Genomic DNA, 26,669 nt, shown 5'->3' on the forward strand with positions numbered 1-26,669 from the left:
GGACACCATTTGGAAAGCCTGTTTAAACTGCCCGTGGCGAGTGGGGCCGCGGTCAGGATTCTACAAATAACAGATACCCACCTTTTTGCCGGCGAACACGAGACGTTGCTCGGCATCAATACCTATCGCAGCTATCACGCGGTGCTGGACGCCATCCAGGCGCAGCGCCGCGACGTTGATTTGATCGTCGCCACGGGAGATTTGGCGCAGGATCATTCGCAAGAGGCGTACCGCCACTTCGCCGCCGGCATCGCGCAATTGCCGGCCCCCTGCGTGTGGCTGCCGGGTAACCACGATTTCCAACCGGCGATGGTCGACGCGTTGGCCGCCGCCGGCATTGCCCCTTCCAAACAGGTGTTGCTGGGCGACGACTGGCAGGTGCTGATGCTGGACAGCCAGGTGTTCGGCGTGCCGCACGGCGAATTGAGCGAGTATCAGCTCGAGTGGATGGAGCGCTGCCTGCAGGCTCACCCCGAGCGCTATACGCTGTTGCTGCTGCACCATCATCCGCTGCCGTCCGGTTGCACCTGGCTCGATCAGCACAGCCTGCGCAACCCGCATATGCTGGGCGCGATCCTGCTGCGTTATCCGAAAGTGAATACCGTAGTGTGCGGGCACATTCATCAGGATCTGGATCTGGAATGGCAGGGCCGGCGCCTGTTGGCGACGCCGTCCACCTGCGTGCAATTCAAGCCGCACTGCACTAACTTTACCATCGACGACGTCTCCCCCGGCTGGCGTTACCTCGATCTGTTGCCGGACGGCCGCGTCGAGACGCAGGTGTTCCGCCTGGAAAACGACGATTTCCGCCCCGATATGGACTCGGATGGATACTGATGCCTTCGACGCTGCTCTACCTGCACGGTTTCAATAGTTCGCCGCAGTCGGCCAAGGCGGTGGCCTTCAAGGCCTGGCTGGCCGAGCACCATCCCGACATCGAGATGCTGGTGCCGCAGCTGCCGGCCTTTCCGGCGGAGGCCGCCGAGATGCTGGAAAATATGGTGCTGGAACGCGCCGGGCAAACGCTCGGGCTGGTCGGCTCATCGCTGGGCGGCTATTATGCCACCTGGCTGTCGCAGTGTTTTTCCCTGCCGGCGGTGGTGGTCAACCCGGCGGTCAAGCCGTTTGAGCTGCTGGTGGACTATCTCGGCGCCAACGAGAACCCCTACACCGGCCAGCAATATGTGTTAGAGTCTCGGCACGTTTACGATCTGAAAGTGATGCAGATCGATCCCTTGGAGTCGCCGGATTTAATCTGGCTGCTGCAGCAAACGGGCGATGAAATTCTCGATTACGGCCAGGCAGTGGCGTATTACACCGCGTGTCGGCAAACGGTGGAGTCGGGTGGAAACCACGCCTTCGTCGGTTTCGAGCACTACTTCCCCCAGATTGTGGATTTTTTAGGGCTAAACGCGGTCTGACGGACCGTTCCGGCACCTCCCTTTAACCACGAAAAAATAATCAACGATGACTCAATCCAGCTATAACGCTGATGCCATTGAAGTACTCAGCGGTCTAGAACCAGTGCGCCGTCGTCCCGGCATGTATACCGACACGACGCGCCCAAACCACCTCGGCCAAGAGGTGATCGATAACAGCGTCGACGAAGCGTTGGCTGGTCACGCCAAGCGTATCGACGTGATCCTGCACGCCGATCAGTCGCTGGAAGTGATCGACGACGGCCGCGGCATGCCGGTGGACATCCACCCGGAAGAGGGCGTGCCGGCGGTTGAGTTGATCCTGTGCCGGCTGCACGCCGGCGGTAAATTCTCGAATAAAAACTACCAGTTCTCCGGCGGCCTGCACGGCGTTGGGATCTCGGTGGTCAACGCCCTGTCGAAGCGGGTAGAAGTCAACGTGCGCCGCGACGGCAACGTCTATGGCATCGCCTTCGAAAACGGCGACAAAGTGCAAGACCTGACGGTGACCGGCACCTGCGGCAAACGCAACACCGGCACCAGCGTGCACTTCTGGCCGGACGAACAGTTTTTCGACAGCCCGCGTTTCTCGGTATCGCGCCTGACTCACCTGCTGAAAGCCAAAGCGGTGCTGTGCCCCGGCGTCGAGATCTATTTCATCGACAAGGTGAACAACACCGAGCAGCGCTGGTGCTACCAGGACGGCCTGACCGATTACCTGATGGAAGCGGTTAACGGCCTGATCACCCTGCCGGAAGCGCCGTTCGTTGGCAATTTCGCCGGTGACACCGAAGCGGTGGACTGGGCGCTGCTGTGGCTGCCGGAAGGCGGCGAGCTGCTGACCGAAAGCTACGTCAACCTGATCCCGACCATGCAGGGCGGCACCCACGTTAACGGCCTGCGTCAGGGGCTGCTGGACGCGATGCGCGAGTTCTGCGAATTCCGCAACATCCTACCGCGCGGCGTGAAGCTGTCGGCGGAGGATATCTGGGATCGCTGCGCTTACGTACTGTCGGTGAAGATGCAGGATCCGCAGTTCGCCGGGCAGACCAAAGAGCGTCTCTCTTCGCGTCAGTGTGCTGCCTTCGTTTCCGGCGTGGTGAAAGACGCCTTCAGCCTGTGGCTGAACCAGAACGTTCAGGCGGCGGAACAGCTGGCCGAGCTGGCGATTTCCAGCGCCCAGCGCCGTCTGCGCGCCGCCAAGAAAGTGGTGCGCAAGAAGCTGACCAGCGGGCCGGCGCTGCCGGGCAAGCTGGCGGACTGCACCTCGCAGGATCTGGCCATGACCGAACTGTTCCTGGTGGAAGGGGACTCGGCGGGCGGATCGGCCAAGCAGGCGCGCGATCGCGAATATCAGGCGATCATGCCGCTGAAGGGCAAAATCCTGAATACCTGGGAAGTCTCCTCGGACGAAGTGCTGGCCTCGCAGGAAGTGCACGACATTTCCGTGGCGATCGGCATCGATCCGGACAGCGAAGATCTCAGCCAGCTGCGTTACGGCAAAATCTGCATCCTGGCGGATGCGGACTCCGACGGCCTGCACATCGCCACGCTGCTGTGCGCGCTGTTCGTGCGCCACTTCCGTTCGCTGGTGAAAGGCGGCCACGTTTATGTCGCCATGCCGCCGCTGTACCGCATCGATCTCGGTAAAGAAGTGTTCTACGCGCTGGATGAAGAAGAGAAGGCCGGCGTGCTGGAACAGCTGAAGCGCAAGAAGGGCAAGCCGAACGTCCAGCGCTTTAAAGGGCTGGGTGAGATGAACCCGCTGCAGCTGCGCGAAACCACCCTCGATCCGAATACCCGCCGGCTGGTGCAACTGACGGTAGCGGAAGATGATGTCGATCAGACGCTGGCGGTGATGGACATGCTGTTGGCCAAGAAGCGTTCGGAAGATCGCCGTAACTGGCTGCAAGACAAGGGCGACATGGCCGAATTGGCGGTCTGAGCCTGACCCTGGCCCGGTGAACGCCGGGCCTGCTTTCCCGCAGGGCGTTCATGCGGCGCCCGATAACCTGGGCCGAAATGCATGAAGATCACGCTCGAAGAATTGCTGGCGTTCACCTCGGTGGTTGACAGCGGTTCCATCACCTCCGCTGCCGATCGGCTCGGCCAGACGACATCCGGCATCAGCCGCGCGCTCAGCCGCCTGGAGAACAAGCTCGATACCACCCTGATGCGCCGCACTACGCGTCGCCTGGAGCTGACCGAAGAGGGGGAAAGCTTCCTGAGCCATGCGCGTACGATCATCAACTCGGTGGAAAATGCCGAAGAACAAATGGCGGTGCGTCGGCAGATGCCGGCCGGGCGGTTGCGGATAAATGCGGCTGCGCCTTTTATGGAGCACGTCATCGTGCCGCTGGTAGCGGGGTTCAGGGAACGTTATCCGCAAATTTCGCTCGAGCTGAACACCGACAACCTGGTTATCGATCTGCTGGAAAAACGCACGGATATCGCTATTCGCATCGGTGCGTTGCGCGATTCGACCATTCATGCGCGCGCGCTGGGCGCCAGCCGGTTGCGCATCCTCGCCAGCCCGGCTTATCTGCAGCAGCACGGCACGCCGCAGAGCGTGGAGGCGTTGCATCGGCATTGTCTGCTCGGTTTTACCCAGCCGGAATCACTGAACCAGTGGCCGTTGCGCTATCGCCAGGCGCCGCATTTCACCATCACGCCAACGATCTCGGCGTCCAGCGGTGAAACGCTGCGGCAATTGGCGCTGCGGGGCGAGGGGATCGTACAGCTGGCAGACTTTATGACCCGTCGCGATCGGGAAGCCGGCAAGTTGGTGACGTTGCTGGAGCAGGAGACGCTGGACGTGCGCCAGCCGATTAATGCGGTGTATTACCGCAATACGCAATTGGCGGCGCGCATCACCTGTTTTCTTGACTACGTCAGCGCGCACATCGACGCGCAGACGTTATAAGGCGGGGCTTACAGGGCGTTTTCCAGGATGTAGATCTCGGTGTCCAGCACGCTGTCTTTGAGGGTGTCGCGGTGTTTGAGCATGTGTTCAATGGCCAGATGTTTTTCCAGATGCGCCATGCTTTCCCATTTCTCCAGCATGAACACCGAATCCGGCGACCGCTTCTGCCACGGCGCCTGGGTATTGCTGTCGACCATCGGCGTGTATTCGCCGCAGCCGTCTTCCGCCAGCACCAGCGGCACTAGTTTTTCAATGGCTTGCAGTACGGTGGCGCGGTGGCCGGGTTTCACTTTGATTTCTGCGATTACGGTGATCATGCTTACCTCGTTGATGAGAATGTTCTGCGTCAGTTAAGCAAAAATTTTCGCCAGATGCTCGCGATAACGCGTGATGTCGTCCGCGATATTCGGCTCTTTGATCACATTGTTGCAGATGAAGGTCGGCAGCGCTTCCATCCCCAGGAACTGGTTGGCCTTGTGGAAGTGCAGGTAAACGCCGTCGACGCCGACGCCGTGGAAGAACTGATCGGGATCGGTGAAGGCCTCCAGCGGGGCGTTCCAGGTCAGGCTCAGCAGGTATTTCTTGCCCTGGATCAGGCCGCCGGAGCCATATTTTTTGCTTTCGTCAGAACGAGAGCGGCCGTCGTTGGCATACAGGCTACCGTGGCCGGCGGTGAACACTTCATCGATGTATTTTTTCAGGATCCAGGGTTCGCCCATCCACCAGCCCGGCATCTGATAGATGACCGCGTCGGCCCACAGGTATTTCTGTACTTCGGCTTCGATGTCATAGCCGTCGTCGACCACGGTGACCTGCACATCGTGCTGCAGATCGCGCAGGAAGCTTTCCGCCACGTCGCTCAGGGTTTGGTTGAGTTCGCCGTTGGAATGGCCGAATTGTTTTTTAGCGTTGATAATCAGGATATTGCTCATCTTTCGCGGCTCCCGTCAGAGTTAAGATATGGCATGCTTCCCGCCGAAAAGGCGGAAACCATCTCGCTGGCGACGAGTGTAATCGTTAGTCAGGCAAGTAAAAATGCGATCCGGCGCACAACAGTGTTGACTGCCAGTCAATAAAGAAGCCGCCAGGTAGCGAAATTTTGCATAAACCGCATTGCGCAACCGGCCGCCGCCGGCGATCCTTGCGCCAACTGTGACAGCTACCCCGCAGATGGGTTACTATCGCGGGCAGAATCGACAAGCGATGCCTTTTGTCGTCCAAGGGATTGCCAAGCCACGGTCTGAGGATAATTGAGTAATGAGTGATCTGACTCATGACGGTGTAGAGCGTTTACCGCTGCACACATTCACTGAAAACGCCTATCTGAACTATTCCATGTACGTCATCATGGATCGGGCGTTGCCGTACATTGGCGACGGTTTGAAGCCGGTACAACGCCGCATCATCTACGCCATGTCTGAACTGGGGCTGAACAACAGCGCCAAATTCAAGAAATCCGCCCGTACCGTGGGCGACGTGCTGGGTAAATACCACCCGCACGGCGACAGCGCGTGTTATGAAGCCATGGTGCTGATGGCGCAGCCGTTCTCGTATCGCTATCCGCTGGTGGACGGCCAGGGGAACTGGGGCGCGCCGGACGATCCCAAGTCGTTCGCGGCGATGCGCTATACCGAATCGCGCCTGTCCAAATACGCCGAAGTCTTGCTGGCCGAACTGGGCCAGGGCACGGTCGATTGGATCCCGAACTTTGACGGCACGCTGCAAGAGCCGAAGATGCTGCCGGCGCGTCTGCCAAACATCCTGCTGAACGGCACCACCGGCATCGCGGTCGGCATGGCGACCGACATTCCGCCGCACAACGTGCGTGAAGTCGCCGCGGCGGCGGTGGCGCTGCTCGACAAACCGGGCGCCTCGCTCGATGATCTGCTCGAGTTCGTGCAGGGGCCGGACTTCCCGACCGAAGCCGAGATCATCACTCCGCGCGATGAGATTCGCAAAATTTACCAGAGTGGCCGCGGCTCGGTGCGCATGCGCGCCGTGTGGAAGAAAGAGGATGGCAGCGCGGTGATCACCGCCTTGCCGCATCAGGTTTCCGGCGCCAAGGTGCTGGAGCAGATCGCCAGCCAGATGCGCGCCAAGAAGCTGCCGATGGTCGAGGATCTGCGCGATGAATCCGACCACGAAAACCCGACGCGTCTGGTGATCGTGCCGCGTTCCAACCGCATCGATCTGGAGCAGGTGATGAATCACCTGTTCGCTACCACCGATCTGGAACGCAGCTACCGCATCAACATGAACATGATCGGTCTGGACAACCGCCCGCAGGTGAAAGGGCTGGTGGAGATCCTCACCGAATGGCTGGCCTACCGTCGCGATACGGTGCGCCGCCGCCTGAACTACCGCCTCGAGAAAGTGCTCAAGCGTCTGCATATCCTCGAAGGTTTGCTGGTGGCGTTCCTCAACATCGACGAGGTGATCCACATCATCCGCAGCGAGGATGAGCCGAAGCCGGTGCTGATGCAGCGTTTCGGCATCTCCGATACCCAGGCGGAAGCGATCCTCGAGCTGAAACTGCGTCACCTGGCCAAACTGGAAGAGGTCAAGATCCGCGGTGAGCAGGATGAGCTGGCGAAAGAGCGCGATCAGCTGCAGGCGCTGCTGGCGTCCGAGCGCAAGCTGAATACGCTGATCAAGAAAGAGATCCAGGCCGATGCGCAAACCTATGGCGACGATCGCCGTTCACCGCTGACCGAGCGTGCGGAAGCCAAGGCGATGAGCGAGCATGACTTCGTGCCGTCCGAGCCGGTGACCATTGTGCTGTCGGAAATGGGCTGGGTGCGCAGCGCCAAGGGCCACGATATCGATCCTGCCGGGTTGAGCTACAAGGCCGGCGACAGTTTCCGTGGTGCGGCACGCGGCAAGAGCAACCAGCCGGTGGTGTTCATCGATTCTACCGGGCGCAGCTATGCGCTCGATCCGATGACGCTGCCGTCGGCACGCGGGCAGGGCGAGCCGTTGACCGGCAAGCTGACACCGCTGCCGGGCGCCACCATTGAGCAGGTGCTGATGGCGGCCGACGATCAGAAGCTGCTGATGGCGTCCGACGCCGGTTACGGCTTCGTCTGTACCTTCAACGATCTGGTGGCGCGCAACCGCGCCGGCAAGGTGATGATCACGCTGCCGGACAACGCCAGAGCGCTGCCGCCGATGGAAATTCACGGCGCAGACGATATGCTGCTGTCGATCACCGCCGCCGGGCGCATGCTGATGTTCCCGGTCGCCGATCTGCCGCAGCTGTCGAAGGGCAAGGGCAACAAGATCGTCTCCATTCCGGCGGCGCAGGCCGCAGCCGGTGAAGACAAGCTGGCCTGGCTGTTCGTGCTGCCGCCGCAGGCGTCCGTCACGTTGCACGTTGGCAAACGCAAGCTGACGCTGCGCCCGGAAGATCTGCAGAAGTTCCGGGCGGAGCGCGGCCGCAAGGGGACCCAGCTGCCGCGTGGCCTGCAGCGCATCGATCGCGTCGAAGTGGATGCGCCGGTGCGGGCGTCGGGTGGCGACAGCGAAGAGTAAGCGTTGGCGCTAGCGTTAACGGGCGGTCGCAGCATGCTGTGGCCGCCTTATTTATTTTTGCTGGCGTTTATTTTCCAAATAGTTAACATTTCTGCGCATAAAATTATTGTGCGTACTGCCGCCTGGCAGGAAAATAGCGAGAAATGCGGGCGACATGGGCGTGCTTATCGCCCGGCCGGCAAATAATGAGTAAAGGAATCTGCGCAGCGAAGTAAACTGCGTTGGCAGTGTGCTAATGAGGTTGTTATGTTATTGATTTTGCGTGCCGTTCTCGCCACTCTCTTCTGTATTCTGGTGTGTATTTTCGGTTCTATTTATTGCTTGTTCAGCCCGCGCAACCCCCGCCATGTGGCGACCTTCGGCCATCTTTTCGGCCGCCTGTCGACGCTGTTCGGCATCAAGGTTGAAACCCGCGTGCCGGCCGATGCGGCCAACAACGGCAAGTGCATCTATATCGCCAACCACCAAAATAACTACGACATGGTGACGGCTTCTAATATTGTGCAGCCGCGCACCGTGACCGTCGGTAAAAAAAGTCTGGTATGGATCCCGTTTTTCGGCCCGCTGTATTGGCTGACCGGTAATCTGCTGATAGATCGTGATAATCGCGCCAAGGCGCACGGCACCATCGCCCAGGTGGCGGAGCAATTCAAAAAGAAAGACATTTCTATCTGGATGTTCCCGGAAGGAACCCGCAGCCGTGGCCGTGGGCTGATGCCGTTTAAAACCGGCGCGTTCCACGCGGCCATCGCCGCCGGCGTGCCGATTGTACCGATCTGTGTATCCACCACCAGCGGTAATATAAATCTTAATCGCTGGAATAACGGGCATGTGATCGTCGAGATGTTGGCGCCGGTGGATACCAGCAAATACGGCAAAGAAAACGTACGCGAGCTGGCGGCCCATTGCCGCGAGCTGATGGAGGCGAAAATCGCCGAATTGGACGCTGAAGTCGCCCAGCGCAACGCCGCCAAAAAATAAGAGTCTACCGGCTTCAAAGAATAAGGTTTTAATTGGCGTTCAGCGCCGTTAACGCCTGAACGCCTGCTAATCTTGATTGGCGGGCGTTTGGGTTTTGCACACGGTTTAGTTATTGCTTTTCATGGAGAAGATATGTCACTCAGTCGACGTCAGTTTTTACAGGCATCGGGCCTGGCGCTGTGCGCGGGCGCCGTGCCGCTGAGGGCTGAAGCGAGCGGAACGCAGACCCCGTTACCCATTCCTCCGCTGCTGGAGTCTCGCCGCGGTCAGCCGCTGTTCCTGACCTTGCAGCGCGCCCACTGGGCGTTTATGGATAACCGCAAAGCGGCGGTGTGGGGCATCAACGGCATGTACCTGGGGCCGACGGTGCGGGTTTACAGCGGTGACGACGTCAAACTGATTTACAGCAACCGTCTGCAGGAGCCGGTGGCGATGACCATCAGCGGTCTGCAGGTGCCGGGCACCCTGATGGGCGGCGCGCCGCGCATGATGTCACCCAACGTTGACTGGTCGCCGGTGCTGCCCATCCGTCAGGCGGCGGCTACCTGCTGGTACCACGCCAACACCCCAAACCGTATGGCGCCGCACGTTTACAACGGGTTGGCCGGGCTGTGGCTGGTGGAGGATGCCGTCAGCAAAGCGCTGCCGCTGCCCAACCACTATGGCGTCGACGATTTCCCGTTGATCATTCAAGACAAACGCTTCGATAACTTCGGCACGCCACAATACGACGCGCCGTCGCAGGGCGGCTTCGTCGGCGATACGCTGTTGGTTAACGGCGTGCAAAACCCGTATGTCGACGTATCGCGCGGCTGGGTGCGTTTGCGCCTTCTAAATGCCTCCAACGCGCGGCGTTATACCCTGCAGCTCAGCGACGGGCGGCCGTTCAACGTGATCGCCAGCGATCAGGGCTTCTTGCCTGCGCCGGTCGCGGTGCAACAGCTTTCGCTGGCGCCGGGCGAACGCCGGGAAGTGCTGATCGACATGTCGAAGGGCGAGGAGGTGACCATCACCGCTGGTGAAGCGGCGGGCATCATGGATCGCCTGCGCGGCCTGTTCGAGCCGTCGAGCATTCTGGTGTCCACCCAGGTGCTGACGCTGCGCCCGACCGGCCTGCTGCCGCTGGTGACCGACAACCTGCCGATGCGCCTGCTGGCGGATCAGCTGTTGGACGGCAGCGCCAGCCGCACCCGCGATTTCCGCCTGGGTGACGGCGGCGCCGGCATCAACGGCGCGATTTGGGACATGAACCGCATCGACGTACAGGCACAGCAAGGCACCTGGGAACGTTGGAACATTCATGCGGATACGCCGCAGTCGTTCCATATTCAGGGCGTGCAGTTCCTGATCAAACGCGTCAACGGCGCGCAGCCGATGGCGGAAGATCGCGGCTGGAAGGACACCGTCTGGGTCGATGGCGACGTCGAGCTGTTGGTGTATTTCAACCAACCTACCTCCGAACACTTCCCGTTCCTGTATTACAGCCAGACGCTGGAGATGGCCGATCGCGGCACCGCCGGCCAGCTGATGGTACAGCCGACAATGTAACCCGCTCTGCGGGCCGCTTAGGGCGCCCGCAGCATCTCCAGGAAGGCCTGCACCACCGGCGTGACGCTGTCTGCGCGGTAAACCGCGTACAGATCCGCCGGCGGCGCCTGTTGCAGCGAGCAAAAGCGTACGCCGGGCCACGGAATGCGGCCGTAGCTGTCCGGCAGCAGCGTAATGCCGCAGCCTTCCGCCACCAGCGCCAGCAGGGTTTGCGGCTCGTTAACCTGATAAGCGACGTCCGGCAAAAATCCCTGCTGCAGGCACAGATTGTGCAGATACAGCCCCAGGCTGGCCTCATGCGGCGGCAGCACGATGAAGCTATCGTTCTGCAGCGCCGCCAGCGGAATGTTTTCCTGCTGCGCCAGCGGATGATCAAGCGGCAGCACCACGGCGATGCTTTCGCTTGCCAACCGTTGGCAGGTCAACCCCGGCAGCGTCTGTTGCTGTGCCTCTCGCCAGACCCCGATGTCGATATGCCGCTTTTGCAGCGCGATGATTTGCTGGCTGGGCGTCAGCTCGTTCAACGACCAGGTGACGCCGGCGCTCCGCTCGCTGAATCGCCGCAGCGCCGCGATCAGCCCGCCCCAGGCCGAGGTGCCGACCATACCGACCACCATATGGCCGCCTTCGCCACGCCCCATCTGTTGCACCTGATGCAGCGCGCTGTCGGCCTGATCCAGCAGTCGCTCGACGTTGCGCAGCAGCGTGCGGCCGGCCGGCGTCAGCGTCATGGAGCGGGTGGTGAGTTTGAACAGCACCACCCCGAGTTGGCTTTCCAGATCCTTGATGTGCTTGCTGAGCGGCGGCTGTGACATATTCAGCCGTCGCGCCGCTTGGGTGAAGTTCATCTCTTCCGCCACCACGCGGAAATAGTGCAGCAGGCGGAAGTTAATCCGGCCGGGATCGGGCAGGGCTTGGGGCGGGTTCATCCGGGGTAACGCCTCCTGTGACGCAGCTCAACTTATAGGTAAATGGAATAAATCGGCCGCCAAGAATGTATTGGTCTCGGCCGCGCCTCGCTCTCTACTATGGGGATTATTATCCCCCGCTGAAAGAGAGAATACGATGTTTAATCAAGAAGATGCTTTTACCTGCGCCGATGTCGTCCGCACCCGTTTGCCGGGCTTCCAGCCGAAAGCGGCCTTGATTCTCGGCTCCGGGCTCGGCGCTTTGGCGGAGGTGATGACCGAAACCGTCACCCTCGACTACGCGGAGCTGCCAGGTTTCCCGGTGAGCGGCGTCGCCGGCCACGCCGGGCAACTGGTCGCCGGCAAGCTGGAGGGCGTGCCGGTCCTGTGCATGAAAGGGCGTGGTCATTTCTATGAAGGACGCGGCATGCAGGTGATGACCACCGCAGTGCGCACCTTCAAACTGCTGGGCTGCGAATTCCTGCTGGCGACCAACGCCGCCGGTTCGCTGCGCCGCTCGGTGGCGCCGGGCAGCCTGGTCGCCATTACCGATCACATCAACTTCATGCCGGAATCGCCGCTGGTCGGCGCCAACGACGAGCGCTTCGGGCCGCGCTTTTTCAGCCTGGCGAACGCCTACGATCGCGATCTGCGCGCCCAACTGGCGGCGGTGGCCGAAAGCGCGGGCATCCCGCTGGCGGAAGGGGTATTCGCTGCCTACACCGGGCCGAATTTCGAAACGCCGGCGGAGATCCGCATGATGCAGACCCTGGGCTGCGACGTGGTGGGCATGTCGATCGTGCCGGAAGTCCTGGCGGCGCGCCACTGCGGTCTCAAGGTGCTGGTGGTGTCCGCGATGACCAACTACGCCGAAGGGCTGTCGGATACGCCTCTTTCCCACGAACAAACGCTCAGCTGCGCGGCGCTGGCGGCGGACGATTTCATGCGCCTGATCCGCGAGCTGTTCAAAACGCTGTAACACCGCAAGCAAACCGGCGGCGGGCTGCAGGGGGCCCGCCGCACCAATCATCGTTGAAAACATAATAACAAGGTGATGGCGATGGCGATAAAAACACGATTAAAAGTCATGATTTTCCTGCAGTTCTTTATTTGGGGCGCCTGGCTGGTGACGCTGGGCTCCTACATGATCAACACGCTGCATTTCAGCGGTATGCAGGTGGGAATGGTTTACAGCGCCAAGGGTATCGCCGCGCTGATCATGCCGGGGCTAGCGGGCATCATCGCCGATCGATGGATGAAGGCCAACTACCTGTATGCGCTTTGCCACCTGTTCGGGGCGCTGGCGCTGTACTGCGCGGCGCAGGTCGAGCAACCGATGCTGATGTTCTGGGTGATGCTGTTCAACGCCATGGTTTATATGCCGACCATCGCGCTCTCCAACGCCATTTCCTATTTTTGCCTGGAGAAGCACGGCTTTGACACGGTGAAGGACTTTCCGCCGGTGCGGGTGTACGGCACGGTGGGATTCATTCTGGCAATGTGGCTGGTCGGCTTTAGCCAAATCGAGCTCAGCAATCTGCAGCTGTATCTGGCTTCTGCGGCGTCGCTGCTGCTGTCCGCCTATTCGCTGACGCTGCCGCGCTGCCCGACCAACCGCGCGGCCGAGTCGAAGAGCTGGGTGAGCGTGCTGGGGCTGGATGCGCTGGTGTTGTTCCGCCAGCGGCGCATGGCGCTGTTTTTCCTGTTCGCCATGTTGCTTGGCGCGGCGCTGCAGATAACCAATACTTTCGGCAACCCGTTCCTGCACGATCTGTCGCTCAATCCGCTGTATCAGGACAGCCTCAGCGTCAGGTATCCAGCGGTGCTGCTGTCGCTGTCGCAGATCTCCGAAGTGTTCTTTATCCTCACCATTCCCTTCTTCCTGCGCCGTTACGGCATCAAGCAGGTGATGTTGATCAGCATGGCGGCCTGGACGCTGCGTTTCCTGTTCCTGGCGTACGGCACGCCGGTCGGCTTTGGTTTCGTTCTGCTGCTGCTGTCGATGATCGTCTACGGCTGTGCGTTCGACTTCTTTAATATCTCCGGCGCCATCTTCGTCGAGAAAGAGGCCGATCACCGCATCCGCGCCAGCGCGCAGGGGCTGTTCATGACCATGGTGAACGGGTTGGGCGCCTATCTGGGGGCGCTCGCCAGCGGCGAAGTGGTGGATTTCTTCAGCCATGACGGCGTGAAAGACTGGCAGAGCATCTGGCTGGTGTTTGCGCTGTATACGCTGGTGCTGGGGATTGTGTTCGCGTTGAGCTTCAACTATCGCCACTCGCCGCAGGAGAGCGCGGCGGCGGCGCACTAAGGCAGAAGGCGCCGAGTGACGGCGCCTTGAAACGTCAGGCCTGCGGGAAGCGTTGTTGCAGGTGATGCCGGTCCGGCGGATTGGCGGCGCCGAGGCTGGCCACCACGCAAGCGGCGACCCGGTTGGCCAGATCGACCGCCTGCGGCAGCGGCCAGCCGGCGGACAGGCCCGCCAGTAAACCGGCGCAGTGGGCATCGCCCGCGCCGATGGTATCGACCACGTCTACCGGATAGGCGGGAATGTGCAGCGGCGGCGTGCGGCCGTCGTAGATCCAGGCGCCGTCGCGATCCAGGCGGCAGATCAACGTCAGGTTACGGGCGGCGGCGTAGCGCTGCGCGGCATCCACCGCGTCGCCGGCGCCGCACAGCGCGGCCACTTCGGCGCGGTTGAGCGTCAGCAGGGTGTGGCTGTCGCTGAGCATGGCGAAGAAATCTTCGCTGAGTTGGGCGATGCGCGGGCCGGGATCGATCAGACGCGGTTGGTCGAACGGCATGCGCGTCAGCCACTCGCGCAGCGCTTCGCCGTTTTCGCCCGCCAGCTCGTAGCCGCTGGCGTAGATCAGGGTGTGTTCCGTCAGCGGCAGCGTGGCCAGCTGCGCTTTATTCCATTGGCTTTCGCAACCGGAAACCGTGATGAAGGTGCGTTCGCCGTTCGGCTCCACCAGCGCCAGGCACCAGCCATTGTCCATCTGGCCATGGCGCAACAGCACCTCCAGCCCCAGTTCGCCCATGGCGGCTTCGACAGCCGCGCCCCATTCGCCGTTGCCAACCGGCATGCCGTTGATCACCGGCACTTCAAGGCGCGTCAGCGCGCGCGCCACGTTGAACGCGCAACCGCCGATTTGCCGCGCCTGCGGCTGGGCTTCGATATCTTCGCCGCTGGTCGGCAGGCGGGGCAGCGTCATCACCAGATCGCCGACCGCGCCCCCAATCACCAGGACAGGTGTTACAGCTTCCCACTCACTCATTGATGTTCTCTGCGTTGGGTCAGGTACAGACCGTAAGCGATCAGACTCACCGCAAACGACACAAACAGCCCCAGGCTGGAATCGGCAAACAAGCCTTTGGCCAGCGGGCCGTCGATAAAACCAGTTTTAGTGACCAGCAGGCCGCACAGGGCGCCGAGGAACCAGCAAAACAGCGGGGCTTTGCGCACGCCGCGGTTCTGGCCATGCAGGCCGTACAAAGCGTTGCCATCATACCCGTGGCGACGGCGCAGGCACAGGTAATCGAGCAGGAAAATCGCCTCCCAGGCCGCCAGGAACACCCCGCAGAACACCAGGAAGGAGATGAACGGCCCCATAAAGTCGCCGGAGATGAACAGCACATACAGGGCGATGCCCAGCACCACGACCGCGTCGATCGATACCGCCAACCACTGTTTGACCTGTACGCCGATGGTCAGCAGATTAAGGCTGGCGGAATACAGGCTGAGCACCGCGATGGTGACGATGCCGGCGGTGGCGGCCAGCAGATAAGGGATCGCCATCCAGGCGGGCAGCACCGAGCCAATCAGCGCGATGGGGTTGGCGGCGCTGGCCAGATCGGGCAGCTGCACGGAAAGCAGAATACCGGCCAGCATCAGCAGCATTAGCGGCAAACAGGCACCGCCCATCACCGCGGCGAAAATGCCTTTGCTCGACGAGCTCGGGCTTTGATAGCGGCTGTAATCGGCGCCGGCGATTGCCCAGCTGATGCCGGTGCCGGCGGCGATCACCGATACCGCCGGCAGGAAGCCGGTCAACCAGCTGCCGGAAGGCAGCGCCAACACCTGGCTCCACTCGGTGTTGAACAGGATATAGAGCACCACGATCAGCGTCATGGTGCCGAAGATGCGGCTGAACCAGCTTTGCATCCAGACCACGGTATTTTGCCCCAGCAGGCTGACGACGACAGTGAGCCCGCCGAACAACAATAGGCTGAGCGCGGTCAGCAGGTGGCTGGCCCCCAACCCGAAGGCCTCGAACAGCGCCGCCAGCGTCAGGGTGCCGGTGATCACGTTGACCGCTTCCCAGCCCATCAGGTTGATCCAACTGAACAGGGTGGGCGCCACGTTGCCCTTCAGCCCGAAAATCACCCGCGACAGCGTCAGCGTAGAGGTGCGCCCGCGCTTGCCGGCGAAGCTGGTGAGGCCGACCAGCACGAAGCTGGCGACGCCGACCAGCGCGGCGAGCACCGATTGCAGAAAAGATAAGCCGAAGCCGACGATGATGGCGCCGTACACTACGCCGAGGATGCCGATATTGGCCGCCGACCAGATCCAAAACAGCTCGATGGGCTTGCCGGTCTGCTCCGCGTCCGGCACCCGGTCGATACCGGTGCTTTCTACCTTCCATGCTTCATTGCGATTGATATCGGTCATAGCAAATGATCCCTGTTGCGCAGGGCCGCGAGGGCCGCCGCAGTTGACTGAAAATCGATTCCGTTGGCGCGGTTGAGGCCGGCTATCCCGTTGTTGGGGGACGACGCCGATTCCGCGCAGTGTGTAGCGGCTGAGACCGCCAGGTCTGTCAAAATGAGGGCGGTATCCGCCTTATCGGGTGAGGCACGTCGGCCGCACGGCGCCAATGAGTGTAGCCAAAGAGTGGGTCTGCAGCGGGGGTTGGCGAAGCGGGTACGTTTCTATTTGCCGACATCAGTCCGGTTCGCTCACGCGATAGGATCCTGTGACGCGGCTATGAGCCGTGAGCAAGCTATCCATTAGCTCCGTTGCTTATTATCGGCCGTTTGTGCTGGCAGTATATGCCCGCTGCCGGCCATCAAGGGTATCCTTTAGGGCTGGCAGCGGGTTTTTTATTGTTTTTAAAGTGGGTCCCTGGTGTTGGTGCTATTGATGTATCAACATCAATAAGCACAGATTACGCGCGATCTAGATCCAATGAAAGTCCATTAGGCAAAAATTGTGATGCCACTCTGAAAACATTAGCGATATTTTAGTTAAGGTGAGGAGCTTATCGCTGGACAGGCGATAGGATAAAAATGAAATTCAGACAAATGGCATAAGCAGGAGGGCGGGCGAATGACGGATTTTATGGCCTGGCTGCGTGGCCATCTGGCGCAGGGGGCGGTAGCGCCGCGTTATATTCAGCTGGCGACGGCGATAGAAACTGCAATCAGGCAGCAGGTGTTGGCGGCGGAGGCGTTTTTGCCGCCGGAACGGCAGATGGCGGAAGGCCTGGCGCTGTCGCGCGTCACCGTCAGCAAGGCGATGAAGCTGCTGGAGGAGAAGGGGCTGATTTCGCGGCAGCAGGGCGTCGGTACCCGCGTGGCGATGCACATTGGTTATTCCCTCGATAAGGACAGCGGTTTCACCGCTCAGGCGCTGCGCCACGGCAGCCGCGTCAGCAATCGATGGCTGCTGCGCACCCGGGTCGGCGCGCCGGCCAAGGCCGCGGCGGCGCTGGGGCTGGCGGAGGGAGACGAGGTGATTAAACTGCGGCGGTTACGCTTGCTGAATGGCAGCCCGGTCTCGCTGGAAACCACCTATATACCGCCGCGCTTCCTGCCAGAACCGGGGCAGCTGGAACATTCGCTGTATGCGCTATGGCAATCGCGCGGCATCGTGCCTGAAGATAAACACTTTCTGTTGAAGGCGGTATCCTGCAGCGACGAGGTCGCCGAACTGCTCAACGTACCGTGCGGCGCGCCGTTGTTGCACATCATCCAGACCAGCCGCAACGCCCGGGGCGAGGCATTGGAGTACAGTGATATCTTGTGCCGCAGCGATGTTTATGAATTCGAGGTGAATGGTTAGCGAAATAACCATGCTCTTTTTGTCACTAGTGCGTATAATCGCCGCCCGGCGATTAATTAACCTGTAAAAAGAGCGGCAGAATGAGCACCACCAGCCTGATCCAACCCGATCGTGAACTGTTTTCCTATAAGCCTTATTGGGCGGAATGTTATGGCACCGCGCCGTTTTTACCGATGTCGCGAGCCGAGATGGATCAACTGGGCTGGGACAGCTGCGACGTGATCATCATCAGCGGCGACGCCTATGTCGACCACCCGAGCTTCGGCATGGCGATCATCGGCCGCATGCTGGAAGCGCAGGGCTTCCGCGTCGGCATCATCGCGCAGCCGGACTGGAGCAACAAAGAAGATTTCATGCGGTTGGGGAAACCGAACCTGTTCTTCGGCATCACCGCCGGCAACATGGACTCGATGATCAACCGCTATACCGCCGATCGCAAACTGCGCCACGACGATGCTTACACCGCCGGCAACGTCGGCGGCAAACGCCCGGATCGCGCCACCCTGGTCTACAGCCAGCGCTGCAAAGAAGCCTATAAAGACGTGCCGATCGTGTTGGGCGGCATCGAAGCCAGTCTGCGCCGCATCGCCCACTACGATTATTGGTCGGATACCGTGCGCCGTTCGGTGCTGGTGGATTCCAAAGCCGACATGCTGATCTACGGAAACGGCGAACGTCCGCTGGTAGAAGTGGCGCACCGTCTGGCCGCCGGCGAGAAGATCGGCGATATCCACGATATTCGCAATACCGCGGTGATGCGCAAAGAAGCGCTGCCGGGCTGGAGCGGCGTGGATTCCACCCGCCTCGACAAGCCGGGCCGCATCGAACCTATCCCGAACCCGTACGGCGAGGATCTGCCGTGCGCCGACGGCGCCAAGCCGAAAGAGCCGGAAGCCAAGCCTGTCACGGTGCGCGCCGCCAAGCCGAAGCCGTGGGAGAAGACCTACGTGCTGCTGCCGTCCTTCGAGAAAGTGAAGGGCGACAAGGTGCTGTATGCGCACACCTCGCGCATTTTGCACCATGAAACCAACCCAGGCTGCGCCCGCGCGCTGATGCAGAAACACGGTGACCGCTACGTGTGGATCAACCCGCCGGCGATCCCGCTGACCACGCCGGAGATGGACAGCGTCTTTGCCCTGCCTTATCAGCGTGTGCCGCACCCGTCCTATGGCCAGGATCGCATTCCGGCCTATGACATGATCCGTTTCTCGGTGAACATCATGCGCGGTTGCTACGGCGGCTGTTCGTTCTGTTCGATCACCGAGCATGAAGGGCGCATCATCCAGAGCCGTTCGGAAGATTCGATCGTTCGCGAAATCGAAGAGATCCGCGACAAGGTGCCGGGCTTTACCGGCGTGATCTCCGATCTGGGCGGCCCGACCGCCAACATGTACATGCTGCGCTGCACCAACCCGCGCGCCGAGCAGACCTGCCGCCGCGCCTCGTGCGTGTATCCGGAGATCTGCACCTATATGGATACCAACCACGAGCCGACCATCAAGCTTTACCGCCGCGCGCGTTCGCTGGAGGGCATCAAGAAGATCCTGATCGCCTCCGGGGTACGTTACGATCTGGCGGTGGAAGATCCGCGCTATATCAAGGAACTGGCGACCCACCACGTCGGCGGCTACCTGAAGATCGCGCCGGAGCACACCGAAGAAGGCCCGCTGTCGAAAATGATGAAACCGGGCATGGGCAGCTACGATCGCTTCAAACAGCTGTTTGATCACTATTCGAAGCAGGCGGGCAAAGAGCAGTACCTGATCCCGTACTTCATCTCTTCGCACCCGGGCACCCGCGATGAAGACATGGTGAACCTGGCGCTGTGGCTGAAGAAGAACCGTTTCCGCCTCGATCAGGTGCAGAACTTCTATCCTTCGCCGATGGCCAACTCCACCACCATGTATTACAGCGGCAAAAACCCGCTGAGCAAGGTGGGGTACAAGAGTGAAGACGTGGTGGTGCCGCGCGGCGAGCGCCAGCGTCGCCTGCATAAGGCGCTGCTGCGTTACCACGATCCGGCCAACTGGGCGCTGATCCGCACCGCGCTGGAAGAGATGGGGCTGAAGCACCTGATCGGCAGCCGCCGCGAGTGTCTGGTGCCGGCGCCGAGCATCGACGAGCAGCGCGAGGCGAAACGGCTGCAGCGCCACACCCGGCCGGCGCTGACCAAACATACCGATATTAATCGGCAGCGCACGCCGTCCAACCGGCCGCCGCGCAAGCCGATTCGCAAGGCCAAGCCGTAACGACCACGCCGCGTGCGCAAACAAAAAGGAGAACCCCCGGGTTCTCCTTTTTACTTTAGCTAATTACAACCGTTCGTAAGCGGCTTCCACTTTCATCAAATGGCGCGGCGCCTGCGGTGCGGGATGGTATTTGCGCACGTGCCAGTTAAAGGCTTCTGGCGACAGGTTGTTGATCATCGCGATCGCCTGCTGGCGGTTACTGGAGAAGGTGCGCAGCAGCGCGCCGGTGCCGTTGACGTAGGCGATGATGGTGGCGTAGCGCAGCGTGACGGGATTGGCGATCCCTTTAAGCTGTTGTTTTTGCAAGGTGGCCAGATAGGCGGCGCCGAGATCGATATTGGTGTCGGGATCCCGCAGGTCATCGTCGTCCGGGCAGCCGCGTTTGCCTTTGTAGCGGTAGGCATCGCAGCCGGCGGTATCGGCTTTCAGCTGCATCAGGCCGATCGCATTGGATCTGCTCACTGCGGAAGGGTTGAAGCCGGACTCCACCTGGATCATGGCGGTGATCAGCTTGGCGTCCACGCCGTATTCGCTGGCGGCGTCTTTGATGGCGCTATCGAAGGCGTGGCGATCGTAGCTGACGCGCTGTTTCTTGCCGGCGCAACCCGCCAGCACCAGCATGATGCAAAGCATGCCCAGCCGTGACCCGTGTGAGAAAGAGAATTTCATGGTGCTCCGTGCTTGTCTGTTTTTTAACGGCGTTAACCGGTGGCCGGAGCCTCCGGCGTCGTCATCATAACGTCAGGCGGCGCAAAGGAGCAATGTGTGGGAAGGAAAAGCCCCCTCCGGCGGGAGAGGGCTTGAGCGTGGGTTTACAGGGTATCCGGATCCGGCCCCAGGCGGTTGCCGACGTCCAGCTTGGCGATCTCGCCCAGTTCGTCCTTATCGAGTTTGAAATCAAATACCTCGAAGTTTTCGCGAATGCGCGACGGCGTGACGGATTTCGGGATCACGATAAGACCGCTGTCCAGGTGCCAGCGCACCACGATTTGCGCCGGGGTTTTCTCGTATTTCTCGGCCAGGGCCTTGATCAGCGGCTGGTCGAATACCCCTTCACCGCCCTGCGCCAGCGGGCTCCAGGATTCGGTGGCGATATGGTGCGTAGCGTTCCAGGCGCGCAGTTGGCGCTGTTGCAGCAGCGGGTGCAGCTCGATCTGGTTGACGACCGGCGCCACGTTGGTTTCATCCAACAGACGCTGCAGGTGCGGCGTATGGAAGTTGCATACGCCGATGCTTTTCACCAGGCCTTGTTCGCGCAGTTTGATCAGCTCGCGCCAGGCGGAGACGTATTGATCCTGCTGTGGGCGCGGCCAGTGGATCAGATACAGATCCACATAGTCCAGCTTGAGCTTTTCCAGACTGGTTTCCAGCGCCGCCAGCGGATCGCCCTGATCGTCGTTCCACAGCTTGGTGGTGATGAACAGGTCGCTGCGCGGCAGCGCGCTGGACTGCAGCGCGGCGCCGACGCCTTCCTCGTTCTTGTAGATCGCGGCGGTGTCGATGGAGCGGTAACCGATCTCCAGCGCTTTGCTGACCGCGCGGGTGGTCTCTTCAATACTCGCCTGCCAAACGCCGAGACCCAACTGCGGCATCAGATTACCATCGTGGAGTTTGATGATGGGTTGTTGCGTTGTCATGCGCATCTCCTTGTGTACGGATTGCGGCGCCTGCGGCACCGAAACGGCTATAGATAAATTCTAGTTGGCAAAATGGGCGGTTGCCGGGTTTGCCAGCCTAATTTCAGCGGTGGCGGGAGGGCGATTCTCTCCCCGCTCTCCCTGCGAATGAGCGGTAAGACGAATGGTGCGAAACGATCGGCGGCGCGCTGAGGCGCCCGACGGCGCCCGGCGATCGGCCGGGCGCCGGATGCGGCGAAAAATGGCTGACGGAGACTAAAGCCTAGCAAAAAATCGCCGTTTTGCGATTAACGCGCCGCTTCATAAATGCGGCGGCTGACGTCCAGGGTGATGTCCTGATGCTCGCCCAGGGCGGTCATGCCGTGCTGATGCAGCTTGTCGAGCAACGCCGGAATGCTGCTGCCGTCGAGCTGATAATCCGCCATGCGGGTCGGTACACCCATCTGTTCGAAGAAGGCGCGGGTGGCGGCGATGGCGCCGTCGATGCGGCTGTCTTCGCTGCCTTCGCGCAGGTCCCAGATGCGGTCAGCGTACTGCAGCAGTTTTTCGCGCTTCTGCGCTTTCTTCTCGTGCAGCAGCGCCGGCAGCACGATGGCCAGCGTTTGTGCGTGGTCGAGATCGTGCATGGCGGTCAGTTCATGGCCCAGCATGTGGGTCGCCCAGTCCTGCGGCACCCCGGCGCCGATCAGGCCGTTCAGCGCCATGGTAGCGCTCCACATCACGTTGGCGCGCACCGCATAGTTTTCCGGCTCGGCCAGCGCGCGCGGGCCGTCTTCCAGCAGGGTCAGCAGCAGGCCTTCGGCGAAGCGATCCTGCACCTTGGCGTCGACCGGGTAGGTCAGATACTGCTCCAGGGTGTGTACGAAGGCGTCGACCACGCCGTTGGCTACCTGGCGCGGCGGCAGCGAGTAGGTCACGACCGGATCCAGCACGGCAAAGCGCGGCTGCACCAGCGGCGAGAAGAAGTGCTGTTTGTCGCCGCTGCTCTTCCGGGTGATCACCGCGCCGCTGTTGGACTCGGAACCGGTGGCCGGCAGCGTCAGCACGCAGCCCATCGGCACCGCGTCAGTGATGTGGCTGCCGACGGTCTGCAGAATATGCCAGGCATCGCTGTCGGCCGTATAACGGGCCGCGGCGGCGATGAACTTGGTGCCGTCAACCACCGAACCGCCGCCGACCGCCAGCAGGAAATCGATGTTTTCCGCTTTCACCACCTCGACCGCTTTCATCAGGGTTTCGTAGGTCGGGTTCGGCTCGATGCCGGAGAACTCACGCACGTCACGGCCGGCCAGCGCGCTGTACACCTGATCCAGCACGCCGTTTTTCTTCACGCTGCCGCCACCGTAGGTGATCAGGATGCGTGCGTCCGCTGGGATCTGGCCGGCCACGTCGGCAATTTGGTCCTTGCCGAACAGGATTTTGGTTGGGGTATGCAGAATGAAGTTTTGCATGGTTGATTTCTCTCTTTCTGTCAGGCGGGCGCCAACGCGGCGCAAAGGTGTCTGGCCCGTATTGTCAGGAACCTGGCGGCAACGCACAATGCACATTCCTGTTTGGTTCTTGCCTATTTCTACAACTGCCTGTAGAAATGGAGAGCTTTAAATTATGATTTATGCCGAATCGTTCTGACTGTAAGAGGGTGTTTCCGTGACTGAAATCGATGCGCTGCGCAGCCGCATGGCACGCCAGGCGATGGCTATCGCCACCGGCAACGGCTATACGCCGTCACCGGTGCCGCGGGTGAAGATCCTGTATGTCGATCGCCACTGCCCGCGTCAACCGGTAATGTACGAACCGGGGATCGTCATCATCTTTCAGGGGCACAAGGTCGGCTATTGCGGCAACAAGGTGTTCCAATACGATCCGCGCAACTACCTGCTGATGACGGTGCCGCTGCCGTTCGAGTGCGAAACCTTCGCCAGCCCGGAGTTGCCGCTGGTGGGGTTGGCGGTCAATATCGATACCCAAATGCTGCAGGATTTGCTGATCGACATCGGCGACGACGACTACCTGATGCAGCCGCGGGCGGAGAGCAACGGGGTAAATCTGGCCGAGCTGACGGAAGCGCTGCTGTGTGCCACTGAACGCCTGCTGGACGTGATGGCCAAGCCGCTCGACGCCCGGGTGCTGGGGCCGCAGATCGTGCGCGAGATCCTCTACTATGTGCTGCGCGGCACCTGCGGTGCGTCGCTGCAGGAGCTGGTTAATCGACATACCCACTTCAGCCAGATCGCCAAGGCGCTGCGGCGCATAGAAAATCAGTATGCCGACAATCTCAACGTCGAGCAGTTGGCCAGCGAGGTCAACATGAGCGTGTCGGCGTTTCACCATAACTTCAAGGCGGTGACCAACACCTCTCCGCTGCAGTACGTGAAATCGTACCGGCTGCATAAGGCGCGCCTGTTGATGGTGCATGACGGTCTGAAGGCCAGCACGGCGGCGATCCGCGTCGGTTACGAGAGCGCGTCGCAGTTCAGTCGTGAATTCAAACGGCTGTTCGGCATGACGCCGAGCGATGAAGTCGCCCGGCTGCGCGATGCCAATCCGCTGCTGCTGGAGGGCTGAGCCGCGTTTACGGGGTCAGAACGATCTTGCCGAACGGCCCGCGATCGAGATGATCCAACGCCTGCGGCAGCTGGTCGAAGCGGTATACCTGATCGATCACCGGCTGCAGGTTGACGGCGTCCACGGCGCGCACCAGATCTTCCAGCGCGCGGCGATGGCCGACGCCGATGCCCTGGATCTGCGCCGATTTCAGCAGCAGCAGGCCGGCGGGCGCGGAAATCTCGGCGCCCGCCAGCACGCCGATCACCGAGATGCGGCCGCCCACCGCCACGGCGCGTACTGAGTTGCCGAGATTCGGGCCGCCGACGGTGTCGATCACATGGTCGATGCCGCGATCCTGCGTCAGCGCATAAACCGCCTCCACCCAATCGCCGTTCAGCCGGTTGATGCCGTGACTGGCGCCCAGTGCCCGGGCGCGCGCCAGCTTTTCATCGCTGCCGGAGGTCACGTACACCTCGGCGCCGTGCGCTTTGGCGATCTGCAGCGCGAACAGCGCCACGCCACCGGTGCCTTGCACCAGCACCGTCTCGCCGGCATGCAGTTTGCCTTGCTCTACCAGCGCGAACCACGCGGTCAGCCCGGCGCACGGCAGGGTGCTGGCCTGCGCGTCGTCCAGCGACGTCGGCGCCGCCACCAGCCAGTCTTCATGCAAAATCACGTATTCCGCCAGTACGCCCTGATAGAAGCCGCCAAGGGTGTGGTAAGGCACCTGGCGCGCATCGCCGTACGGTTTTTGCCGGCCGTCGAGCCAGCCGGGGCTGAAGGTGGAGATGACCCGGGCGCCGGGTTGGAACCGGCTGACGCCGGGGCCGATAGCGTCGACCTCGCCGGCCATGTCAGAGGCGGGGGTGAACGACTGCGGCAGCGTCAGCCCCATGCCGCTTTCAATCATCATTTTGTCGCGGTAGTTGAGCGCTACCGCCTTCACTTTCACTCTGATTTCGTGTGGCCCCGGCTGCGGAACCGCTTCGGTGGTCAGCTGCAGGTGTTCACGCCCCAGGGTATCCATCGTCCAGCGTTGCATCGTGTCGGTCATGATGTTCTCCAAAGTCAGCGATTAACGACCTGTCGATAATATCGTTGATAGAGGTTCGCCAGTGGCGATAAGATTTCCGCAGATTGTTTCTTTCAGAGCGACAAATCATGAGCGATCGATTGAGCGGCATTTCGGTATTCGTCACCGCCGTGGAGGCGGGCAGTTTTGCGTTGGCGGCCAGTCGGTTGCACCTGTCGCGTTCGGCGGTAGGGAAAACCATCGCCCGGCTGGAACAGCGGCTGGGCGTGCGGCTGTTTCATCGCACCACCCGCAGCCAGAGCCTGACCGACGACGGTGCGTTGTTCTATGAGCGCTGCCTGCGGGCGCTGGAGGAGATCCGCAGCGCGGAAACGTTGCTGGAGTCGGGCAAGCGGCAGGTCAGCGGCCGGCTGCGGGTGTCGATGCCGGTGCTGTTTGGCCGCATGTGTATTGCGCCGTTGCTGACCGATCTGACGCGTGAGCACCCTGGCCTGGAGCTGGAGCTGTCGTTCAGCGATCGGGTGGTGGATCTGATTGAGGACGGTTTCGATATGGCGATCCGTAACGGCACGCTGGCCAACAGCAGCGGGCTGGTGGCGCGTCGTATCGGCGATCACCGCATGACGCTGTGCGCCTCGCCGGCCTATCTGCAGCGGTGCGGCGAACCGCACAGCATTGAGCAACTGGCTCAGCACGAGGCGGTGACCTATATGCGCGCCGGCGCGCGGCGCAGCTGGCGGGTGCTGGACGAGAACGGCAAACCGCAGGACGTGATGCCGAATAACCGGTTGCAGATGGACGATTTGCAGGCGATTGCGGATGCAGCGACGGCGGGTTTCGGCATCGCCTGGCTGCCGTGCTGGCTGGTGCGTGAGCAGCTGTTGAGCGGGGCGCTGGTACGCTTACTGCGCGATCGGCCGGGCGCCGCCTTTGATGCACATGCGGTATGGCCACACACGCCCCACCTGCCGCTGAAGGTGCGGCTGGCGGTGGATACGCTGGTGAGCAAGTTGCCCGCCAGTCTGGCGTTGGTTGAGAAGGCGCTGTAGTGCGCCTGGATCAGGAGGAGGAGGCGCGCTTTTTACGCCAGATCACCAGCATGGCGCCCAGCAGGCCGACGAACAGCAGCAACAGCGGCAGCAGCATCAGGCCGGTCATCACCTGGCTTTCGTAGCGTTTCACCAGAGGGATTTGGCTGAACGCGTAACCGAGGCCGACCAGCGCGCAGACCCAGATCGCCGCACTCAGCCAGTTGAACACCTGGAAGCGCGAACTGTTGAGCCCGGAAATGCCGGCCATGGTCGGCAGCAGCGTGCGCACGAAGCCGAGGAAACGGCCGATCAGCAGTGCCGTCAGCCCGTGGCGATTGAACAGGTTATGAGCGCGCTGGTGATATTGCGCCGGCAATTGCAGCAGCCAGCCTTTCACCAGGCCGGTGTGGCCCAGCCAGCGGCCCTGGATATAGCTCAGCCAACAGCCGAGACCGGCGGCGGCGGTCAGAATCAACAGGGTGGGGGCAAAGCCCATCACGCCTTTGGCGATCAGCGCACCCGACAGCAGCAGCAGGCTGTCGCCGGGGAGGAAGGAGGCGGGCAGCAGTCCGTTTTCCAAAAACAGGGTGGTGAAAAGCACGGCATAAACCACCCAAATCACGCTAGGATCGGCGAGGGCGATAAAGTCCTGCTGCCAAAGCGCATGAATAATCTCTCGTAATACATCCATTTTATGTCCTGTTGCATGCCGGTTGCGCCCGGGGTCACGTTCTCCAGGATGCGGCGGTTACCGTATCTGACAGTTATCCGGTTAGTGTACCGCTAATAGCTTAAGCCG

Annotated in this window: 23 protein-coding genes; 13 read left to right on the top strand and 10 right to left on the bottom strand. The window is 61.3% G+C overall.

The genetic code is table 11. From position 1 onward, the window contains the following. The first annotated feature begins 9 nt into the window (after window positions 1–9). The 4 genes from cpdA (at window position 10) to RE418_RS09460 (ending at window position 4,341) form a co-directional block, all read left to right on the top strand. Complete coding sequence (gene cpdA / locus RE418_RS09445; protein ID WP_060434581.1) at window positions 10–837, top strand: 3',5'-cyclic-AMP phosphodiesterase; 828 nt, start codon at window positions 10–12, stop codon at window positions 835–837. Further along, a complete protein-coding gene (gene yqiA, locus RE418_RS09450; protein WP_025304306.1) occupies window positions 837–1,421 on the top strand; it encodes an esterase YqiA in 585 nt (194 codons plus the stop codon). The genes cpdA and yqiA overlap by 1 nt, the downstream gene beginning before the upstream one ends. 46 nt (window positions 1,422–1,467) lie before the next feature. Continuing rightward, entirely contained in the window at window positions 1,468–3,363 is a 1,896-nt protein-coding gene (parE, locus tag RE418_RS09455; protein ID WP_025304305.1) for a DNA topoisomerase IV subunit B, read from the top strand. Window positions 3,364–3,444: 81 nt separating this feature from the next. Then, on the top strand, window positions 3,445–4,341 hold the full coding sequence (locus tag RE418_RS09460; RefSeq protein ID WP_025304304.1) for a LysR substrate-binding domain-containing protein: 897 nt from the start codon (window positions 3,445–3,447) through the stop codon (window positions 4,339–4,341). An 8-nt stretch (window positions 4,342–4,349) separates the two neighbouring features. Here the strand turns inward: RE418_RS09460 and RE418_RS09465 are convergent, their stop codons facing one another. Further along, window positions 4,350–4,658, bottom strand: a complete 309-nt coding sequence (locus tag RE418_RS09465; protein WP_025304303.1) for a putative quinol monooxygenase — start codon at window positions 4,656–4,658, stop codon at window positions 4,350–4,352. A gap of 33 nt (window positions 4,659–4,691) precedes the next feature. After that, window positions 4,692–5,273, bottom strand: coding sequence for an NAD(P)H-dependent oxidoreductase (locus RE418_RS09470; RefSeq protein WP_049204421.1), 582 nt, complete (start codon window positions 5,271–5,273; stop codon window positions 4,692–4,694). A gap of 325 nt (window positions 5,274–5,598) precedes the next feature. Here RE418_RS09470 and parC point away from each other — a divergent pair, with 325 nt between their 5' ends. The 3 genes from parC (at window position 5,599) to ftsP (ending at window position 10,401) form a co-directional block, all read left to right on the top strand. Next, window positions 5,599–7,872, top strand: coding sequence for a DNA topoisomerase IV subunit A (gene parC / locus RE418_RS09475; protein WP_089181356.1), 2,274 nt, complete (start codon window positions 5,599–5,601; stop codon window positions 7,870–7,872). Between the two features lie 246 nt (window positions 7,873–8,118). Then, a complete protein-coding gene (locus RE418_RS09480) occupies window positions 8,119–8,853 on the top strand; it encodes a 1-acylglycerol-3-phosphate O-acyltransferase (protein ID WP_025304300.1) in 735 nt (244 codons plus the stop codon). A gap of 132 nt (window positions 8,854–8,985) precedes the next feature. After that, window positions 8,986–10,401, top strand: coding sequence for a cell division protein FtsP (gene ftsP / locus RE418_RS09485; RefSeq protein WP_025304299.1), 1,416 nt, complete (start codon window positions 8,986–8,988; stop codon window positions 10,399–10,401). Between the two features lie 17 nt (window positions 10,402–10,418). Here ftsP and RE418_RS09490 read toward each other — a convergent pair whose 3' ends face one another. Next, on the bottom strand, window positions 10,419–11,330 hold the full coding sequence (locus RE418_RS09490) for a LysR family transcriptional regulator (protein WP_089181355.1): 912 nt from the start codon (window positions 11,328–11,330) through the stop codon (window positions 10,419–10,421). A 136-nt stretch (window positions 11,331–11,466) separates the two neighbouring features. On the opposite strand from RE418_RS09490, the gene xapA reads away from it, so the two are divergent. Next, window positions 11,467–12,288 carry a xanthosine phosphorylase gene (xapA, locus tag RE418_RS09495; RefSeq protein WP_049204424.1) on the top strand — a complete coding sequence of 274 codons (822 nt, stop codon included), beginning with the start codon at window positions 11,467–11,469 and terminating at the stop codon, window positions 12,286–12,288. A gap of 81 nt (window positions 12,289–12,369) precedes the next feature. Beyond that, entirely contained in the window at window positions 12,370–13,620 is a 1,251-nt protein-coding gene (locus RE418_RS09500; protein ID WP_089181701.1) for a nucleoside permease, read from the top strand. Between the two features lie 34 nt (window positions 13,621–13,654). Here RE418_RS09500 and RE418_RS09505 read toward each other — a convergent pair whose 3' ends face one another. Together RE418_RS09505 and RE418_RS09510 are read right to left on the bottom strand one after the other, a co-directional pair. After that, window positions 13,655–14,587: a PfkB family carbohydrate kinase gene (locus RE418_RS09505; RefSeq protein WP_399676117.1), complete on the bottom strand. Its 933-nt coding sequence runs from the start codon at window positions 14,585–14,587 to the stop codon at window positions 13,655–13,657. After that, window positions 14,584–15,981 (bottom strand): cytosine permease, encoded by a 1,398-nt coding sequence (locus RE418_RS09510; protein ID WP_049204426.1) that lies wholly within the window; start codon window positions 15,979–15,981, stop codon window positions 14,584–14,586. Before RE418_RS09510 ends, RE418_RS09505 begins: the two co-directional genes overlap by 4 nt. A 657-nt stretch (window positions 15,982–16,638) precedes the next feature. Between RE418_RS09510 and RE418_RS09515 the strand changes: the two genes are divergently transcribed. Together RE418_RS09515 and RE418_RS09520 are read left to right on the top strand one after the other, a co-directional pair. Continuing rightward, window positions 16,639–17,373 (top strand): GntR family transcriptional regulator, encoded by a 735-nt coding sequence (locus tag RE418_RS09515; RefSeq protein WP_043142111.1) that lies wholly within the window; start codon window positions 16,639–16,641, stop codon window positions 17,371–17,373. 80 nt (window positions 17,374–17,453) lie between these two features. Next, window positions 17,454–19,622 carry a YgiQ family radical SAM protein gene (locus tag RE418_RS09520; RefSeq protein ID WP_025304292.1) on the top strand — a complete coding sequence of 723 codons (2,169 nt, stop codon included), beginning with the start codon at window positions 17,454–17,456 and terminating at the stop codon, window positions 19,620–19,622. A gap of 63 nt (window positions 19,623–19,685) precedes the next feature. Here the strand turns inward: RE418_RS09520 and RE418_RS09525 are convergent, their stop codons facing one another. From RE418_RS09525 to yqhD, 3 genes are all read right to left on the bottom strand, one after another. Beyond that, complete coding sequence (locus RE418_RS09525; RefSeq protein ID WP_025304291.1) at window positions 19,686–20,291, bottom strand: transglycosylase SLT domain-containing protein; 606 nt, start codon at window positions 20,289–20,291, stop codon at window positions 19,686–19,688. Between the two features lie 143 nt (window positions 20,292–20,434). Next, a complete protein-coding gene (gene dkgA / locus RE418_RS09530; RefSeq protein WP_016930128.1) occupies window positions 20,435–21,259 on the bottom strand; it encodes a 2,5-didehydrogluconate reductase DkgA in 825 nt (274 codons plus the stop codon). 287 nt (window positions 21,260–21,546) lie between these two features. Continuing rightward, window positions 21,547–22,710, bottom strand: coding sequence for an alcohol dehydrogenase (gene yqhD / locus RE418_RS09535; protein WP_089181352.1), 1,164 nt, complete (start codon window positions 22,708–22,710; stop codon window positions 21,547–21,549). Between the two features lie 226 nt (window positions 22,711–22,936). Here yqhD and RE418_RS09540 point away from each other — a divergent pair, with 226 nt between their 5' ends. Further along, window positions 22,937–23,824 carry an AraC family transcriptional regulator gene (locus tag RE418_RS09540; protein WP_227255625.1) on the top strand — a complete coding sequence of 296 codons (888 nt, stop codon included), beginning with the start codon at window positions 22,937–22,939 and terminating at the stop codon, window positions 23,822–23,824. 7 nt (window positions 23,825–23,831) lie between these two features. Here RE418_RS09540 and RE418_RS09545 read toward each other — a convergent pair whose 3' ends face one another. Next, a complete protein-coding gene (locus tag RE418_RS09545; RefSeq protein ID WP_025304287.1) occupies window positions 23,832–24,860 on the bottom strand; it encodes an NAD(P)-dependent alcohol dehydrogenase in 1,029 nt (342 codons plus the stop codon). Window positions 24,861–24,967: 107 nt separating this feature from the next. Here RE418_RS09545 and RE418_RS09550 point away from each other — a divergent pair, with 107 nt between their 5' ends. Then, a complete protein-coding gene (locus RE418_RS09550) occupies window positions 24,968–25,888 on the top strand; it encodes a LysR family transcriptional regulator (RefSeq protein WP_025304286.1) in 921 nt (306 codons plus the stop codon). Window positions 25,889–25,898: 10 nt separating this feature from the next. Here the strand turns inward: RE418_RS09550 and RE418_RS09555 are convergent, their stop codons facing one another. Continuing rightward, window positions 25,899–26,561, bottom strand: coding sequence for a DedA family protein (locus tag RE418_RS09555; protein ID WP_025304285.1), 663 nt, complete (start codon window positions 26,559–26,561; stop codon window positions 25,899–25,901). Between the last annotated feature and the right edge of the window lie 108 nt (window positions 26,562–26,669).

It is taken from the genome of Serratia sp. szju, assembly GCF_044594185.1.
Taxonomy (GTDB): Bacteria; Pseudomonadota; Gammaproteobacteria; order Enterobacterales; family Enterobacteriaceae; genus Serratia; species Serratia bockelmannii.